20 protein-coding genes are annotated in these 16,314 nt (G+C 39.7%); 12 read left to right on the top strand and 8 right to left on the bottom strand.

Annotated features, from left to right (window positions below; genetic code table 11):
• Window positions 1–461: 461 nt before the first annotated feature.
• Window positions 462–689, top strand: a complete 228-nt coding sequence (locus NST02_RS20450; RefSeq protein ID WP_095314134.1) for a hypothetical protein — start codon at window positions 462–464, stop codon at window positions 687–689.
• A 62-nt stretch (window positions 690–751) separates the two neighbouring features.
• On the opposite strand, the gene NST02_RS20445 is transcribed toward NST02_RS20450, so the two are convergent.
• Entirely contained in the window at window positions 752–1,642 is an 891-nt protein-coding gene (locus NST02_RS20445; RefSeq protein WP_095314132.1) for a selenium metabolism-associated LysR family transcriptional regulator, read from the bottom strand.
• 186 nt (window positions 1,643–1,828) lie between these two features.
• On the opposite strand from NST02_RS20445, the gene NST02_RS20440 reads away from it, so the two are divergent.
• Genes NST02_RS20440 through NST02_RS20420 form a run of 5 tightly spaced genes read left to right on the top strand, consistent with a single transcriptional unit; the run spans window position 1,829 to window position 4,869 of the window.
• A complete protein-coding gene (locus NST02_RS20440) occupies window positions 1,829–2,068 on the top strand; it encodes a sulfurtransferase TusA family protein (protein ID WP_095314130.1) in 240 nt (79 codons plus the stop codon).
• 27 nt (window positions 2,069–2,095) lie between these two features.
• Window positions 2,096–2,458, top strand: coding sequence for a DsrE family protein (locus NST02_RS20435; protein ID WP_095314127.1), 363 nt, complete (start codon window positions 2,096–2,098; stop codon window positions 2,456–2,458).
• Between the two features lie 39 nt (window positions 2,459–2,497).
• A complete protein-coding gene (locus tag NST02_RS20430) occupies window positions 2,498–3,211 on the top strand; it encodes a sulfurtransferase TusA family protein (RefSeq protein WP_095314125.1) in 714 nt (237 codons plus the stop codon).
• 42 nt (window positions 3,212–3,253) lie between these two features.
• Entirely contained in the window at window positions 3,254–4,417 is a 1,164-nt protein-coding gene (locus NST02_RS20425; protein WP_095314123.1) for a cobalamin-independent methionine synthase II family protein, read from the top strand.
• A gap of 11 nt (window positions 4,418–4,428) precedes the next feature.
• Complete coding sequence (locus NST02_RS20420) at window positions 4,429–4,869, top strand: OsmC family protein (protein ID WP_095314121.1); 441 nt, start codon at window positions 4,429–4,431, stop codon at window positions 4,867–4,869.
• 42 nt (window positions 4,870–4,911) lie between these two features.
• Here NST02_RS20420 and NST02_RS20415 read toward each other — a convergent pair whose 3' ends face one another.
• Window positions 4,912–5,469, bottom strand: a complete 558-nt coding sequence (locus NST02_RS20415; RefSeq protein ID WP_095314119.1) for a hypothetical protein — start codon at window positions 5,467–5,469, stop codon at window positions 4,912–4,914.
• A 199-nt stretch (window positions 5,470–5,668) separates the two neighbouring features.
• On the opposite strand from NST02_RS20415, the gene NST02_RS20410 reads away from it, so the two are divergent.
• Together NST02_RS20410 and NST02_RS20405 are read left to right on the top strand one after the other, a co-directional pair.
• A complete protein-coding gene (locus tag NST02_RS20410; protein WP_095314117.1) occupies window positions 5,669–5,848 on the top strand; it encodes a hypothetical protein in 180 nt (59 codons plus the stop codon).
• Between the two features lie 1,122 nt (window positions 5,849–6,970).
• Window positions 6,971–10,126: a DEAD/DEAH box helicase gene (locus NST02_RS20405; RefSeq protein ID WP_340949686.1), complete on the top strand. Its 3,156-nt coding sequence runs from the start codon at window positions 6,971–6,973 to the stop codon at window positions 10,124–10,126.
• Between the two features lie 33 nt (window positions 10,127–10,159).
• Here NST02_RS20405 and NST02_RS20400 read toward each other — a convergent pair whose 3' ends face one another.
• From NST02_RS20400 to NST02_RS20390, 3 genes are all read right to left on the bottom strand, one after another.
• Window positions 10,160–10,342 (bottom strand): YfhD family protein, encoded by a 183-nt coding sequence (locus tag NST02_RS20400; RefSeq protein ID WP_095314113.1) that lies wholly within the window; start codon window positions 10,340–10,342, stop codon window positions 10,160–10,162.
• Window positions 10,343–10,425: 83 nt separating this feature from the next.
• Complete coding sequence (locus NST02_RS20395; RefSeq protein WP_095314111.1) at window positions 10,426–10,554, bottom strand: YfhE family protein; 129 nt, start codon at window positions 10,552–10,554, stop codon at window positions 10,426–10,428.
• Window positions 10,555–10,617: 63 nt separating this feature from the next.
• The gene (locus NST02_RS20390; RefSeq protein WP_340949685.1) at window positions 10,618–11,517 is read right to left on the bottom strand and encodes a TIGR01777 family oxidoreductase; all 900 of its coding nucleotides are present in this window, start codon (window positions 11,515–11,517) and stop codon (window positions 10,618–10,620) included.
• Window positions 11,518–11,836: 319 nt separating this feature from the next.
• Here NST02_RS20390 and recX point away from each other — a divergent pair, with 319 nt between their 5' ends.
• Both recX and NST02_RS20380 read left to right on the top strand, forming a co-directional pair.
• On the top strand, window positions 11,837–12,646 hold the full coding sequence (gene recX, locus NST02_RS20385) for a recombination regulator RecX (RefSeq protein ID WP_137744775.1): 810 nt from the start codon (window positions 11,837–11,839) through the stop codon (window positions 12,644–12,646).
• Between the two features lie 17 nt (window positions 12,647–12,663).
• Complete coding sequence (locus NST02_RS20380; protein ID WP_340949684.1) at window positions 12,664–12,984, top strand: YfhH family protein; 321 nt, start codon at window positions 12,664–12,666, stop codon at window positions 12,982–12,984.
• 48 nt (window positions 12,985–13,032) lie between these two features.
• Here NST02_RS20380 and NST02_RS20375 read toward each other — a convergent pair whose 3' ends face one another.
• Together NST02_RS20375 and NST02_RS20370 are read right to left on the bottom strand one after the other, a co-directional pair.
• Window positions 13,033–13,191 (bottom strand): YpzG family protein, encoded by a 159-nt coding sequence (locus NST02_RS20375; protein WP_137744776.1) that lies wholly within the window; start codon window positions 13,189–13,191, stop codon window positions 13,033–13,035.
• Window positions 13,192–13,251: 60 nt separating this feature from the next.
• Complete coding sequence (locus tag NST02_RS20370; protein ID WP_137744777.1) at window positions 13,252–13,428, bottom strand: small, acid-soluble spore protein K; 177 nt, start codon at window positions 13,426–13,428, stop codon at window positions 13,252–13,254.
• A gap of 134 nt (window positions 13,429–13,562) precedes the next feature.
• On the opposite strand from NST02_RS20370, the gene NST02_RS20365 reads away from it, so the two are divergent.
• Window positions 13,563–13,826 carry a YfhJ family protein gene (locus NST02_RS20365; RefSeq protein ID WP_137744778.1) on the top strand — a complete coding sequence of 88 codons (264 nt, stop codon included), beginning with the start codon at window positions 13,563–13,565 and terminating at the stop codon, window positions 13,824–13,826.
• Between the two features lie 211 nt (window positions 13,827–14,037).
• Here NST02_RS20365 and NST02_RS20360 read toward each other — a convergent pair whose 3' ends face one another.
• The gene (locus tag NST02_RS20360; RefSeq protein ID WP_340949683.1) at window positions 14,038–15,018 is read right to left on the bottom strand and encodes a metal-dependent hydrolase; all 981 of its coding nucleotides are present in this window, start codon (window positions 15,016–15,018) and stop codon (window positions 14,038–14,040) included.
• A 198-nt stretch (window positions 15,019–15,216) separates the two neighbouring features.
• On the opposite strand from NST02_RS20360, the gene mutY reads away from it, so the two are divergent.
• Window positions 15,217–16,311, top strand: a complete 1,095-nt coding sequence (mutY, locus tag NST02_RS20355; RefSeq protein WP_340949682.1) for an A/G-specific adenine glycosylase — start codon at window positions 15,217–15,219, stop codon at window positions 16,309–16,311.
• Window positions 16,312–16,314: the final 3 nt, after the last annotated feature.

Genomic DNA, 16,314 nt, shown 5'->3' with positions numbered 1-16,314 from the left:
TTGCTTCGCGTTTTTGATTCGAGCGGAAAATTCGAGGACGTGGTGTTTCTTTCTGTCAATACAGCTTCTACTTGACAGGAACCAAAGGATTTTTTCGCGTCCGATACATCTTCAATTGGAGTAGAGAACTCAAGCTTCGGACCAATTGCGCTTTACAAGACCGACATGGAGGCTTGGTGAACACAAAGCAATTCCTTTGAACGGAAATTACGAATGTTATCTCATGAAATAAAAGACATCATGACTTTGCTCCCTTTTGTCGATAAGCCGAAACCTCCATAATTTTAGGTTAGTTTTGCAATAGGATGAGCAAAAGAAGCCATTTACGCGTGCAAAGAAAACATGGTATTAAGTACTATTAAGCAGAAAATGGGGAATTGGTCGCCCAGCTTATCTCTTAAACTGTTCTGTTATAATAGAGTTGGGAGTTTTTTCTAATATTAAATGGAAGGAAGAAGATCATGATAGGGAGAAGGAGCAACTCAAAAGGGATAAAGGCGGATATTTTAATGGCTGGTCAATCTCTGACTTTTAAACTGGACGAAAAAGAGACGCTTACATTGATGAAAAACTTGGAAGACGCAGCGTATGATTTTGCTAAAATGGAAGCTATTAAACTATATCATGAAGATGGCAGGTTAAAGTCTGTTGTTAATCCATTGCAAATAGCGAGAATATGGTTTACATAGCCTTAACGCTCAAGAAGCGTCCGCAACTGAACAGGAGGATAGTCTTTCTTGATCACTCCTGTTTAGCAGGGAACCTTTTTACTGACCATCTCAATCAACAGTCTGGAAACGAAAGATAATGTTTTCGCCTCATTGTAGACAAGGTAGAAATAGCGCTCATCTTCAAACCCGATTAGTTCGTGAATATGAAGGTTATTCGCTAAAGCGTACTCTTTAGCAGCAATTTCGGAAATAATCGCAATTCCAATTCCTTGCTTCACGAATTCAATTAATGTTTGGCTGCTGTCTGTATGGGCAACAATGTTCAACTGCTCTTCTTTAATGTTTTTCTTCTTTAAAAATTTTTCTAAAATAGCCTTCGTTCCTGAATCAGACTTTCTCATTATAAATGGATACTGGACAATATTTTCAATCGATAAGCGGGCATCCAAATGATATTCATCAGATGAAATGACGACCAGCTTTTCCTTTTGGAGAGGAAGATAATGAAGGCGTTCATCCTCGTATTTTTCACCGAGAAACCCCACATCTACTTTTCCGCTCGTCACATTTTCCGCAACGATTTTCGAAGGGAATTCGCTTATTAAAAATGTTACATTCGGATATTCTTTCCGAAATTTTTTAATCATTTTTGGCACTAAAAATTGTCCTGGGACCGAGCTAACACCAATGTGGATTTTTCCTCTTAAATCAGTGACACTTTCCTTAATATCGTAAAGAGCCTGATCCTTTAGTTCAAGCAATCTTAATGCCCATTGATACAAACGTTCCCCGTATGGAGTGACAATCGTATCTCTGCCGACCCGATCGAAGAGCCTGACATTTAACATTTTTTCCAATGATTGTATATGAGAGCTGACGGTGGATTGGCTTAAGTATACTGCTTCAGCAGCTTTTGAAAAGCTTTTATGCTCCACGACCTTTGTGAAGACGAATAGTTGATGTAATTCCATTTTAAAACCCTCCAATCAAACATATTTATCAAAACGATTCATTTATATGGGAATTATCGATAACTTGAATTTATATAAGTTTATCACTTTTTTATAATGAAAGAGGGCTGTAAATATTAAGAGATTATGACAAGTGTGTGCTCTTTTTTATTATTAGTATGCGCTTTCATGTTAGGAGGTAGCTAAGTGACAGCCAGAATAGAGCCGGATCATACGTATGACGCAGGTCCAACAGGCTGCGGCGAACTGATTATGAATCTATTTTTAACGATGAAAAAAATGAGAAATGGGCAAGTCATTAAAGTTATTTCATATGATCCAGGTGCTAGAGAGGATATTCCAGCTTGGTGCAGGCTGCAGAATCATCTTCTATTGAAACGGGAAGATGAAGGAAAAGTAAGCCAATATTACATTCAAAAAAAATGAGTCATAGATAAAAATGGAGGTATGGACATGTCAGGAAAATTTCTAGTAAGTATTACACACGCAAATAATGATGGTGATAAAGCTACAGTTGGGTTTGTCGTAGCTAATGCTGCTGTGGCATCAGGGCAGGAAACAGTTGTGTTTTTAAATGTTGAGGGCGCATATTTGGCTGCCAGGGGATACGCTGAGGATATTAATGAGGAAGGATTTGCACCGTTAAAAGAGTTAATGAATCAATTTGTTGAAGCAGGTGGAACGCTTTGGGTATGCAGCCCTTGCTATAAAAAACGCGGATTAGAGGAAGAGGATTTGATTGAAGGGGCAACCATTGTCGGAGGGGCGAAATTAGTAGAGTTCCTCAGTCAGGGAGCAGCATCTATCACTTATTAATCGTATAGTCAACTAAAGAAGAGATAGAGGGTGAGGTAAGTGTATGATCCTCATGCAGTTTGTGATGGAGGGGATTTGGATTGCGGTTCAGGCCTTCTCCTCATTATAAAAAAGGCGATCGACCCAATAACCTCAGGCGAGATATTGGAGGTCAGAAGCAGGGAAAGAACAGTTGCTGAAGATTTGCCTGCCTGGTGTCGGATGGTAGAACACGATTTCCTTGGCTCAGAGCCAGGCGAGGGCACGACCCGTTATTTTATCCGTAAAGGTCAGTCACAGTCCGATTTAAAACAAGATTTAGCTGCAGCAAAGGGTTATCAATGGAGTGTACGTACGCAAAGCGGGAGAGATTTAACGGCAAAGGTGCATTCTCGAAATCACACCTTTGTGGCAGGGCAGCCTGCTGACTTTAGTGCAAAGGTGGACGCTCCTAGCGCAATCGATTACTTACTTGCATCGCTAGCAAGCTGTTTGGTTGTTGGTTTTAAGGCGCTCGCTTCAAAGAGAAACGTGGAAATTGACGATGCTGAGCTAACATTAAAAGGAAGCTTGGACAATATTTTATATCATATGGAAATCGAGAATGAGGGCAGTCCGAAAATCAGCAAAATTTTGGGAACTTTTTATGTTTCATCTCCACATGAAGAAGAGCAAGTCGAAGAAATTTGGCGTGATACATTAAAAAGGTCACCGATTTACCAAACGTTAATAGAAACAGTTCAAATTGACATTAAGCTTTCCGTCGTTTTCTAGGCAAATGATCAATAAGTAACTTCAATGAAGGATGAGTTCGAAATGAGTAATCGCAAATTTTTAACAAGTATGATTGGGAGCTGGCCAAGAACGAAAGAAGTTCAAAGAGCAATGCGTGATAAAAAAGTAGGCCGAATAACAGAGGAGCAATTTCAGGAAATTGCTGACAAGGCGATTTTGCAAATTGTGAAATGGCAGGAAGAAGCGGGACTTGATTATGTATCAGATGGTGAACAAAGGAGAGATAATTACATTTCCTTTGTGGCTGAGCATTTGCATAATGTCCGCATGCTTTCAGTTGCTGAGCTTTTGGATTATGTGGAAGATAAGGCTAGCTTTGAAGAAATTCTCGGAACATTGGATGTGCCTGCCTATTCAATGACAAATCCAGCTGCTACAGGAAAAATAAAGCGCAGGAAACCGTTAGCTTTAAATGATTATGTATTTCTTAAGAAGCACACAGACAAATCCATAAAGGTGACCTTGCCAGGACCGTATCTTTTAACACGCTCAATGTGGGTCGAAGGATTATCGAAGGATTCCTATCCTACAAAGGAAGATTTGGCGGTAGATATCATTAAAGTGCTACGGGAAGAACTAGAAGACTTAATTCAAGCAGGAGCTGATTTTGTTCAATTTGATGAACCGGTTTTAACAGAGGTTGTTTTTACGAAGAAAAATGCAAACCGTACTTTTATGTGCGGCGCGCTAACAGCCAAAGCTGATGCAAAAGAAGAGATCGCCTTTGCATTGGATTTAATGAATCAAGTGGTTGAAGGGATGACGGAGCGAGGAACAAAGATAGGGGTTCATGTTTGCCGCGGAAATTGGAGTACAGAAGAAGATGTCCTTCTTAGAGGACCCTATGATCCGTTAGTTCCTTATTTAGCAAATGTCAAGGTCAATCAGCTTGTTCTGGAATACTCTACTCCACGCGCTGGAGAAATAGATATTATAAAGGAATTTGCTGGAAAAGAATTGGGCTTCGGAGTGATCAATCCAAGAACGGATGAAATTGAGACGGTGGAAAAAGTGGTGCGCCGTGTTCAGGAAGTTCGCGAAATCATAGGTGATGAATTAATCTTTTTGAACCCTGATTGTGGCTTCGGGACTTTTGCCCAACGTCCGATGAATAGTGATGAGGTTGCCTTCGAAAAATTAAAAACGATGGCAGAAGCTGCAAGAGTTTTGCGAGAAATGGTCTAGGAGGAGAAAGAATGACGCAGATGTTACAAGTAAAAGTCGATGGATTTGGTTCAGGCATGCGATTAGATGCAACTGCCGGAAAGCATGAAATTGCTGTCGATGAACCGGCTTCAATGGGTGGCAATGACTCTGCTGCTGATCCATTATCAACTTTTTTAGCAGCTTTACTTGCTTGCGAAAATGTGATGGCACAAATCATCGCCAAAGAAATGAGTTTTGATTTGCAAAAGATTTCATTTGATGTAGAAGGAAGTATTGATATTAGTGGATTGATGGGAGATTTAGAAGTCGATCCAAAGTTTCAGGAAGTAACGGTTAAAGCAATCTTACAGACGAGTGAAACGCAAGCGAGGATCAATGAATTGCAAGAAATGGTGGACTTACGCTGCCCTTTATTTAGAACAATCAAGGATGCAGGTGTACCAATACGCAACATCTGGACGAAAGCATAGAAAAACGCTGCCCCTGTGGTGAAAACCAATAGGGGCTTATTTTTATTTAATGAGAATAAGCTCCACTGTTAAACCTTTCTCATGCAGCTTTTTTGAAAATTTGTAGGAAACATGTTGAAAATAATGATTGTCGTTTATCTTCATCTGATTGCCATCAGCAAATACAAATTCATATTCAGAAATATCCCCATTTTCGCTTCGATAGTGTATGATTTGCGTGACTTCATCCCAAGAATACGTTTCTTTTTTTAAAGTGAATAGAGGGCTATACGAAATGGTGCTAGCTGCAAGAGTCTGATAGTATTGAGAGCCGATATAAAAGATGCAAAAAGCTAGGATTAAACACAAAATACTGATGGCGATGGATAGTTTACGAATATTAAATAAAAAGAGTATTGAAGAAGCTAAACAAATAAATCCATAGCCAATAGCAAAAATGGTGAAATTTTCATCTGGTACCGCTACGAAAAAAACATCGTCCTTATTATGGACAATGTCTGCAATGGTCTGTGGAAGGAAAAAATAAAAAATCGGTGCAAATATAGCAATAACAAGAGCAATTGCTAAAAAAATATGCTTCGTTTCATAATTTTTTTCCATGCATAATATTCCCTTTTAAAAAACTTAGTCATATTATGTTTAAAACTTGAAGGGTTCTCTGTATATTGAATCAAATATTTTCCAAGTTGTACAGATCAATTGTAAAAATTATTCAATTTTTTTAAATCGATTTCTTTAAATAGAAATAAGTAGTATGATAGTTTTACATCAGGAAGTATACTAAATATGGGGTGTGGGAATGAAGTCATATCGAATCACATGGTTTGCCGTTGTTGAAGAGGGTTCTGTGTTGGAAGGCCGAAGCTTAGTCACTGCGGATTCACAAGAAAAAGCTATTGCAGATTTGGTTGCTAAAAAGTCAGTTGAGTATCGCCTCAAGCCCTATATGATCAATATCCAATCGATCATAGAAATGTAACCATCTACATAACAGTTAGAGTGAGAAGAGTCAAAAATGATAGATAGCAGTTGCCCTTCAGGCTGACAGTGTTTCTAAAATGAAGCACTGTTTTTTTGTCTTTTTTAAATCGACTTTGTTAAACAATATTTGGTCCATTTTATGTGAGTGCTTGATTTTACAGGAGATGGACTGCATAGCAACATCGCTATAAAATATCCACAGAGGAAATGCTAATATAACAGTCGTCCACAAAGTTATTAACATTATCCACAGATTTTGGCTCAATATTAGCCCATTTTACTAACATTTTTTATTTAAATTGAAATCTGTAATATTCAACTCTATCCACATTATTAACAACCTGTGGATAATATTTATGCACAATTGGTTCGCAGCCTAAGTGCATGCTCTCTTATACCATTAGAAACTATCGATTAAAAAGAATGTCTTGAATAACTTCTGAAGCTAGCACAAGATGCGAAAATCTAACAAATATCAAAAAACGATTGTTTGCTGAAACAGTCATTTATTCTATTTTCGGCCGAATAGTTGTTGTATTATGCCTTAGCTTCTCGGTTTCTTGCTAGATTGTTCGGATGCGTCCTCTATTCGGCCAAAGCGCGCGGATACCCGATCTTGAAAGTCCGAATACGTTCTCTATTCGGCCATTGAGCCCGGATTTCCGATCTTGAAAGTCCGAATGCACTCTCTATTCGGCCAAAGCACGCGGATTCCCGAACTTGAAAGTGCGAATGAGTCCTCTATTCGTCCATTGAGCCCGGATTCCCGAACTTGAAAGTGCGAATGCGACCTCTATTCGGCCAAAGCGTGTGGATCCCTGATCTTGAAAGTGCGAATGCGCCCTATATTCGGCCAAAGCGACTCGGTTTCCTCGCCCGTTTGTCCGAATATATGCTCTAAGCGTACACCGCGCTCAGGTTCCCTCACTAGCTTGTTCGAATGCCCACTCGATTTGGCCACACTTCCTTTTTCCTTGCTTATATGGCGCTTCGCCAGAAATAATTTACGTTTGCGTCTTTAAACACAGGTGAACGCTCCTGCGTGCTTCATTTTCTTGTTTTATCACTGATTCCTCTATAATATAGTAGTATTGAATGAGACGGGAAGGGGGCATGCATTTTGAATACAAACCTTACACTTAAACAAATCAAAGAAATGTGTGGAGATATCTCCTTCAAAAGAGGCGAAGCTTTTTATTCTGGAAATAAGGTCGTTTTGCAAAAAAATACAACTGATTCCTGTGATGCCATTGTCAACACAGGTGAAGGTTTTCGAGTAACGATAAAGGTGAATAGTCGAGGGAAGATGCAAACGAGTTGTAGCTGTCCAACCCTTGCTTCGTTTGAAAAAGAGTGCCAGCATACTGCCGCAGTCTTAATTGCCCTCTATCATAAGCAGACTGCTCCACAGCATTCTGAGTTAGCTGAAGGATTGCTGTCTATTTTTCAAAATAGCCCGAAGCGTTCAAGTGGTCAGCAGCTTCATTTTGAGGATAGACAGGTTCTGGAAACGAGTTTTACTTGCATGCCGATCGCTGGGGAAAATGGGCAAATGATGGTTGCCATAGAACTACAAGTGGAAAGCAACCCGATATTACACATTCGTGAGTTTTTAGAATGTGTTGCGAGTGGAGAAAGAAGCATACTGTCTCTAGCATTTACCTATGATCCGAGCGTGCACTGTTTTCAAAGAGAAGCCGATCAAGTGATTCATGAATTAATCCAAGTGAATCGCGATGAAGAACTTTTGTTTGAACATGTTGCTTCTGAAAAGAAGAACCTTTTGATTGTGCCACCCACTTCGTGGAAAAGAGTTCTGCCGCTGCTTACAAAAATTCCGCAAGCAAAGCTTAAATACGGCAGTACGGTATTTCAACGACTACAACTTTCAAACAAATCTTTAGATTTACATTTTGAATTTCAAGCAGCAGTGGGTGCTGCATACCAATTAGTCGTAACCGGATTAGATCGCCACATCCTTTTGCCGACCTATGAGTGCATATTTTGTGACGGTCTAGTTTTTCACTTGGATTATGATGATTGTGTAAGATTAGCTAATTTACAAGAGATGCTCTTTTCTTCCAACACGAATCACATTCCAATTCCAAAAGAACAGGTTCATTTCTTTTTAGAAAAAATATTGCCAGGTTTAAAAAAGCTTGGGACGGTAACGATTGCCAAGGAATTAGAGAACAGGTTGATTCGGACACCGCTTATTGCCAAGCTGTTTTTAGATCGTGTGAAAAATCGTTTGCTTGTAGGGCTTGAATTTCATTACGGAAAATTGGTCATTAATCCGGTAGAAAACTCGAATATGAGTGTGATGATCGTCAGGGATACAAGAAAGGAAGAAGCGATTTTATCATTAATCGAAGAAAGTGAATTGACAAAAACGGATGAAGGCTATTTTCTCCATCATGAGGAGCTTGAATATGAGTTTTTAACATATACAGTTCCTAAGCTGCAAAAACTGACTGAAGTGTATGCGACAACAGCCGTTCGAAATCGAATTATTAAAGGGCATGCCCCACCAAAAATAAAGGTGAAGTTCAAAAAGGAACGAACAAATTGGCTTGAATTTAAATTTGAAATGGATGGGATTCCGGAGGCGCACATTCGTGAGCTTTTGCAAGCATTAGAAGAAAAACGGAAATATTACCGTTTGCGCAACGGTTCATTACTTTCGTTAGAGACGAGAGAGTTTGAAGAGATTAAGCGTTTTTTAAAGGCGGTTCCCATTCAAGAAGAAATAGATGATTCATTTGAGCTGCCACTGGTTAAAGGCATCGCATTTCTTGATGCCATTATGGAAAATGACCTCTTTAGCCCCGAAGAGTCTTTTCGTGAATTTTTAAAAGAAATGACTGAACCGGAAGCTAGTCGTACCAACGTTCCTGCCAATTTGGCACATGTGCTGCGCGACTATCAAAAGCGCGGCTATCAATGGATGAAAACCCTCGCTAGCTATGGATTTGGCGGAGTTTTGGCAGATGATATGGGGTTGGGGAAAACAGTTCAAAGCATCGCCTATATCGAGTCGGTGATGGAAGATATTCGCAAACATACACTACCAGTCCTAATTGTCTGCCCATCTTCTGTCACATATAATTGGCTAAATGAATTAGGGAAATTCACACCAGGAACTGACGTAGCTGTCATTGATGGGGATAGAAAAGATAGGGCGAGATTCTATCAACATTTGCAGGAGAAGGATGTCTGGATCATTTCTTATACATTGCTTCGGAAGGATGTTAGTTTGCTCGAACGGGAAAAATTTCATACCATTTTCTTTGATGAAGCGCAGGCATTTAAAAACCCAATGACGCAAACGGCAAAAGCTGTCAAGAAGCTTCATGCCGATCATCGTTTTGCATTAACAGGGACGCCAGTCGAGAATTCTAGTGAGGAGCTTTGGTCCATTTTCCACGTTGTTTTTCCAGAGCTTTTTAGAGGATTGAAGCAATATGCCAATTTAACTTCAAAGCAAATTGCAAGAAGAACGCGTCCGTTTCTCCTCCGCCGTATGAAGGAAGATGTCCTTGGTGAATTACCAGAGAAAATTGCGCTTCAAGAATCGGTTGAGCTTTTTAGCGAACAAAAGAAACTGTATGCTGCCTATTTGGCAAAGCTTAAAAATGATACGCTTAAGCATTTGGACAAGAATACAATCCGAAAAAACCGGATTAGAATTTTGGCTGGTTTGACGAGATTAAGGCAAATTTGTTGTCATCCTGCTCTGTTTGTTGATGGCTATAAAGGGAACTCGGCAAAGTTTGCCAAATTAATGAATATTGTTGCGGAAGCTAAGCTATCTGGCAGGAGAGTTTTGATTTTTTCCCAATTTACGAAAATGCTTGATTTAATAGGCAGAGAACTAGCTGAACAGGGTGAATCCTTTTTTTACCTTGATGGGAATACCCCGGCAGAGGAACGAATAGAGATTTGCAATCGATTTAATCAAGGAGAGCATAACTTCTTTCTTATTTCCCTGAAAGCCGGTGGGACAGGACTAAATTTAACTGGAGCAGATACGGTTATTTTATACGATCTTTGGTGGAATCCAGCAGTGGAGGAGCAGGCAGCAGATCGGGCTCATCGGATTGGGCAGATGAACACGGTAAAAGTCATTAAATTGATTTCCAAAGGGACGATTGAAGAGAAGATCGATGAACTTCAGGATAAAAAACGTCATCTTATCGATGAACTCATTAAGTCATCAGATCATAATGCATGGGCATTAACAGACGAAGATATTCGCGATCTTTTGCAAATTTAGCTCAGTGGGGAGCATCTCCCCCTGAAAATGGTGCTATTTATTCTTTTTGGCTCTCTTATCAGCGGCATTTGAGCGTGCCATCGCCTCTAAATCATCATGATCGGCTAAATCACGGTCAAATTCAACATCAAGCCCGTCAGATTTCATGTTTTTTGGTACTTGCGGCAATTTCGCCTTGTTTTTATCTCTTGTTTTATGTCCTTGTGCTCGCCCCACTAGGAAAACCCCTTTCCAAGAAAAAAGTACGGAAAACACGAATGTTTCCATACTTAATTTTCACTTTCAAGCTAAAAAATATGTTAATGTCTTGCCTTCTTTTTGCTAAAACCGCCTGCTTGGTCAGCGAGCTTAAATTCATGGGAATAGATGACTTCCTGCATACTGGATAATGTGCTTTTTGACTTATCTTTCCTTTTCTTATCAGACAACGTAATCATCCCTCCTTATTCAATACACTTCCTATTTTTCCCTTATTAGGAGGGGATGATACGTTAATTTTCATAAATGTCCGCTAAGGCAGAAGCAATTTCTTTATATTGAAATTGGTAGCCTGCTTGTTGTAATTTAGTCGGAAGAACATGCTGTCCTTCTAAAACTAATAGGCTCATCTCACCGAGGAGCGCTTTTAACATAAACGCTGGTGTTGGGAACCAATGAGGTCTATTCGTCGCTTGTGCTAATGACTTTCCCAATTGCTCCATTTTTACTGGAACAGGTGCAGTGAAATTAACAGAGCCTGAAAGATTTTCATTCTCGATTGCAAAAATGATTCCATTTACGACATCATCAAGATGGATCCAAGACATCCATTGCTGCCCAGTACCTAGGTTTCCACCTGCGAATAATTTATACGGAAGAGCCATTCTTGGCAAAGCACCTTCTTTTTTGTCTAAAATTATACCGAATCGACATAAAACCGTGCGAACATTGAGATGGGTCGCCTCCAATGCTTTTTCTTCCCATTGTTTAACGGTGGAAGCAAGAAAATCGCTACCCGCTGACGCGTCTGCTTCAGTATAACGATCATGTAATGAAGTCCCATAAAAGCCAATTGCACTTGCGTTTAGGAATACTTTTGGTTTTGTGGGAAGCTGTTTCATTATTTGCAGTACTTCTGCCACTGTTTGGAGACGGCTCTGGACGATAAGCTGTTTACGTGTTGACGTCCAGCGTCCAGCTCCGATTGATTCACCGGCTAAATTCATCATCACATCGATTTCTTTTAACTGTCCAGCGGGATCGCTTCCTTCTGTTAACCATTGTATGTACTTGATATCTCCGTTCTTTGCTGGACTGCGGGTAAGAATGAATACTTCATGACCTTGCTCAATGAGACGTTTCGTCAAGGCATTTCCAACAAAGCCGCTTCCGCCTGCTATGGCAATTCTCATGTGAATTGTCCTCCTTTTAGTTCGTTATTAATAAATTAGCTTCTATCTCATAAAAGTCCTTTATTTTTGAAGCTGTTTTAAAAATCCTGCTACTGGTTCGCTGCTTTTTTTGTTTTAAGAGCAGGCTTTGTTAACCAGAATTACTGAAATAATCATTATGTGTGAAACCAAAGTTTCACTCGTCTTTCAGTTATAAAGAAAGGTCTAAGAGAAAATGGGCCAAAAATCAACATGACATATAAAGCCTAAAAGTAAAGCAATAGTTTTCATAAAGACATAATTGGATGGCATGTGGTACATTTATAGGGAGGTGAGATGAATGGCTATCATTACAAAAATCACCGTCCAAAAAAAGAACACCGAGCGATATAATATCTTCTTGGACCATGGAAAAGGTGAAGAATATGCTTTTAGCGTCGATGAAGATGTGTTGATAAAATGTAATTTAAAAAAAGGTCTCGAGCTTGATGACTTTGCGCTCATGGAAATTCACTACCATGATGATATTAGGAAGGCGTACAATTTGGCTATTCATTTTTTATCAAGAAAAATGAGAACGGAGCAGGAGGTTCGAAAATATTTAGCTGAGAAAGAGGTTGAAGCGCCTGTTATACAAGAAGTCATTCATAAATTGGATGAGTATCAGTTTTTAAACGATGAAGAGTATGCTTTAGCTTTCGTCCGAACGCAAATGAATACAACTGACAAGGGAATTGAGGCAATTCACCGTGAACTGAAGGAGAAGGGAGTTGCTCCCGCTTTAATGGAACAAGCCTTAAAGGAGTACCCGTTTGAACGGCAAGTGGAAAAGGCAACAGAGCTTTGGGCAAAGGTGCTTAAGAAAGGTTCACGTGAGTCCGAAAGAATGGCAAAGCAGAAAGCGGAACAACATTTAATTCGTAAAGGCTATCCTTTTGAGGTGATTACAGTAGCAGCAGAGGCGCATGATGAGTTGAAAGATGTTGATGAGGAAATGAAGGCGTTAAGATTCCAAGGAGAAAAAGCTCACAGGAAGTATGTCCAGTATGATGGCTATGAATATGAGCAAAAAATGAAACAAGCTTTATATCGCAAAGGCTTTTCGCTCGACATGATTGCCCAGTTTTTAGAAGAAATGAAGAACCGATAATGGGGAGTGGCAACAACATGGAAGATAAAAGATATAGTGAACTAAGCGAATATGAACTTCAACAAGAAATTGCCAGACTAAAGGAACAAGCGCGCAAAGCTGAACAAATGGGAATGGTCAATGAGTTTGCGGTTCTTGAGCGCAAAGCGATTATGGCTAAGGCATATTTAATGAATCCAAATGACTTTAAAAAAGAAGAGATTTATGAAATAGAAGGGGATCCAGGGAAATATTTTCAAGTCTCCTATTTGAATGGAGTATTTGCATGGGGATACCGCCTTGGAGAGAGTAAGGAAAAGGAAGCATTGCCAATATCGATGCTAAGAGAGCTAAAATAACCAGAGGCAAAGCTCTGGTTATTCGATTGACGAAGGTGTGTAATTAAATTAAGAGTTTTTTCGAATTTGACGGTGGAGGATAATAATATCTTGCGTTTCCTTAGTTTCTCCATTAACTTGAGAATGTGCATGCTTCGAACGATAATGTGGCGAAGTAAATGGGCTAGAATATGGATTTTGATCAAAAAACTTTTTCGAATTTCCCATTTTAAGCAAGCCTCCCAGAAAAATGATTTCAGAGAAATGCACGGGTCCAAGGAACTGCGTCTATTCGAAAAGCTCAGATGTGTCAGATTCTCGATTATTCGATGCCCTCATCCGTTCTTGCGGATGAGTATTTGTGGTGCCGTTGGCCCTTTTCGAGGCGTATTCTGATTTTGCTCGAGGCTCGCCCTCGAACTTGTTTTGATTTTCATACGGGAAACCTTTAGCCTTATTGCGCAAAACAGTTACCCCCTTAAAGAGTCTTAAAATACGTGAAAAGCACTAAATGCTAACCACGTATTCATAGTATGAGCGCATTGCCGAGTAAGTATCATGATTTCAACAAACAAAAAGTTGCCAGCGAGGTGAAAGAAATGCAGGAATACCAGCAAAAATTAGTGGAGCTTTTACTTGAAAAAAATACAAAATTATCCGTTCATCAAGCGCAAACGTGGGTGGAGCTTTTATGGGATGACTTTGAAACAACGCGAGCGAAAGCAGGGCGGGAATATAAGGGCAGCGAGATGACTGAAAAAATTGTCCGGCAATGGATTGAAAATTATGGTGAGAAGCTTCACGAGTTTTTCGCAACGAACCCAAAATATAGTCACTTATTTGAGGATCAGAAAGAGCACTAAAATGCTTTTTTAGAGCAGATGTCGATTTTTTACAATTGTGCAAGTTTTCGGGAGAATTGAGTGCTTTCTCACAGAGAGCCTATTGATTAAATGCGCAAATTTTGAACGCAATTTTCCGCAGCTTTTGATTTAATTGCGGTCTCACTCTAAATGAGGTAGAGCAAAAAAAGAGTACCACTTTTTGATACTCTTCTTTTTGCCTCTAACAGGTTTAATTCGGAATGATTTCCAGTTTTTTTCTTAATTTTTCTTCGCTAAATATCCAGCCTGTATAGGAAGTAACAATATTTAGCTCTTGATCAAGCTGAACAACGGCGACAAAGGGATAATGATCCTTGCTGCGATAGCGTAAATCGATAAATTTCACTTCATAGTAATTGTCATATTCGTCAACTTCCCAACGGTAGACGGGAGAAAAAGAAAGAAAAGCAGATAAATTTTCATCTTTTTTCGCGGCGGCAATGACTGGAGACGATGGTACTTTTACTCGATTAAATTGATCGATAATGGTGACATCATTGTTGTGGGCACGGCCGACAAAAAATTGATTGTTATTCATGACTGCAATGCGCCATTGATGAAATTTCATTGTTGGTGAAATGATGATGTCGGTAGCATCGGGAATGAGAGCCCGAACCTCCTTCATTACTTTACGCTGCGTAAAAAAGCGAACAAAATAATAAAAGACAAGAATCATATATAAAGTTAAGAAGATGTAGCCAGGATGGCCACCTAACATCCAAATGATGATTCCAAGCACATGCAATCCAAAAATGTAGGGATCGAATGTATTGATCACTCCGAGTGCGATCCATTTCGATGAGAAGGGTCGCAATGCTTGAGTACCGTAAGCATTAAAAATGTCGACAAAAACGTGTAGGAAAACCGCAAGAAATGTCCAAAGCCATAAATGCAGAAGGTTCGCTTCTGGAAAAAAAGGATAAATAACCGCCGTGATCGCAATTGGCCATAATAACACAGCCGGAATAGAGTGCGTGATTCCACGGTGATTCCGAATGTAAACAGCATTATTTTTAAGTTTAAGAACAGTATCAACATCAGGAGCCTGTGATCCGACGATGGTTCCTACCATAACGCTCGTTGCAGTAGCAGCACTTCCTGCAACAACCGGATCAAGTGTAGCAAGCCCTCCAAGGGCAAGCCCCATAACTAGGTGTGTACCAGTGTCCAAAAGGATGAACCTCCTTGTAGGATAGAGTGAAATGATCCAGTATAGGCAAAATGCTCTGCCTTAAAGGCTAATTAATATATAATAATTTTAACAACATGTGCGCTGTAAATATAGTTTTTTCCGGTATTTTTATAAATTGTTTCAAATAAACTTCACAAATATTTATTATTAATATGTTTGACACCAGGAGGCACATTCATGACAGATTCTTTAAAAAACCTTAAATTAATTGAAAAAGCTGCCTTCCAGGATGATTTAATCGAGTGGTTTGCGAAAGAACAACGGATTTTACCTTGGCGGAAGGATCAGGACCCATATAAGGTTTGGGTTTCCGAAATCATGCTTCAACAAACAAGAGTGGACACGGTCATTCCTTACTTCAATCGTTTTATTGAACAGTTCCCCACATTGGAGGACTTAGCAGATGCTGATGAAGAAAAGGTATTGAAGGCATGGGAAGGATTGGGATACTATTCAAGGGTCAGAAATCTCCAGTCGGCTGTGAAAGAAGTGAAAGAAAAGTATGGCGGGACCGTCCCTAATACGAAGGATGAAATTTCCACGCTGAAAGGGGTCGGTCCTTATACGGCAGGAGCCATTTTATCGATTGCTTACGGAATTCCAGAGCCTGCAGTTGATGGAAATGTGATGAGAGTCATATCCCGCATTTTATCGATTTGGGATGACATTGCCAAACCTTCTACGAGGAAGATTTTTGAGAAGGCGATTGAAGAACTGATTTCTCATGACAATCCATCTTACTTTAATCAAGCATTAATGGAACTCGGCGCTCTCATCTGCACACCAACGACTCCTTCGTGTCTACTATGCCCGATGCGTGACCATTGCCATGCCTTTCATGAGGGAGTAGAGAAAGAGCTCCCCATTAAGACAAAGGCAAAAAAGCAAAGGCTTATTCGTCTCGCAGCAGTCGTAATAAAAGATAGCGACGGAAATACCGTAATTCATAAACGTCCAAGCAGTGGTCTATTGGCAAATATGTGGGAATTTCCTAATGTTGAAATATCTTTGCCATTTTTACGAGAAAAGAGTCAAATTCAAGGTTTATTGTTGGAGCAGCTTGGAATCGAAGTAAAGCTTGGAAAAAATGTCGGGCAAATAGAGCATGTATTCTCGCATCTAAAGTGGGATATTCAAGTATTTGAAGGTGAGCTCCTTACTCCGATAAGGGAAGCCGATGATTTAAAATATGCAACTCTTGAAAGTATTGATGCGTATCCGTTTCCAGTCTCGCACCAAAAAATCATCAAACAATACTATAAATATTCATGAAAA

It is taken from the genome of Robertmurraya sp. FSL W8-0741 (assembly GCF_038004005.1).
GTDB lineage: Bacteria > Bacillota > Bacilli > Bacillales > Cytobacillaceae > Robertmurraya > Robertmurraya siralis.
The sequence above is the reverse complement of the archived record's forward strand: the minus strand, read 5'-3'. Positions and strand labels throughout refer to the sequence as shown.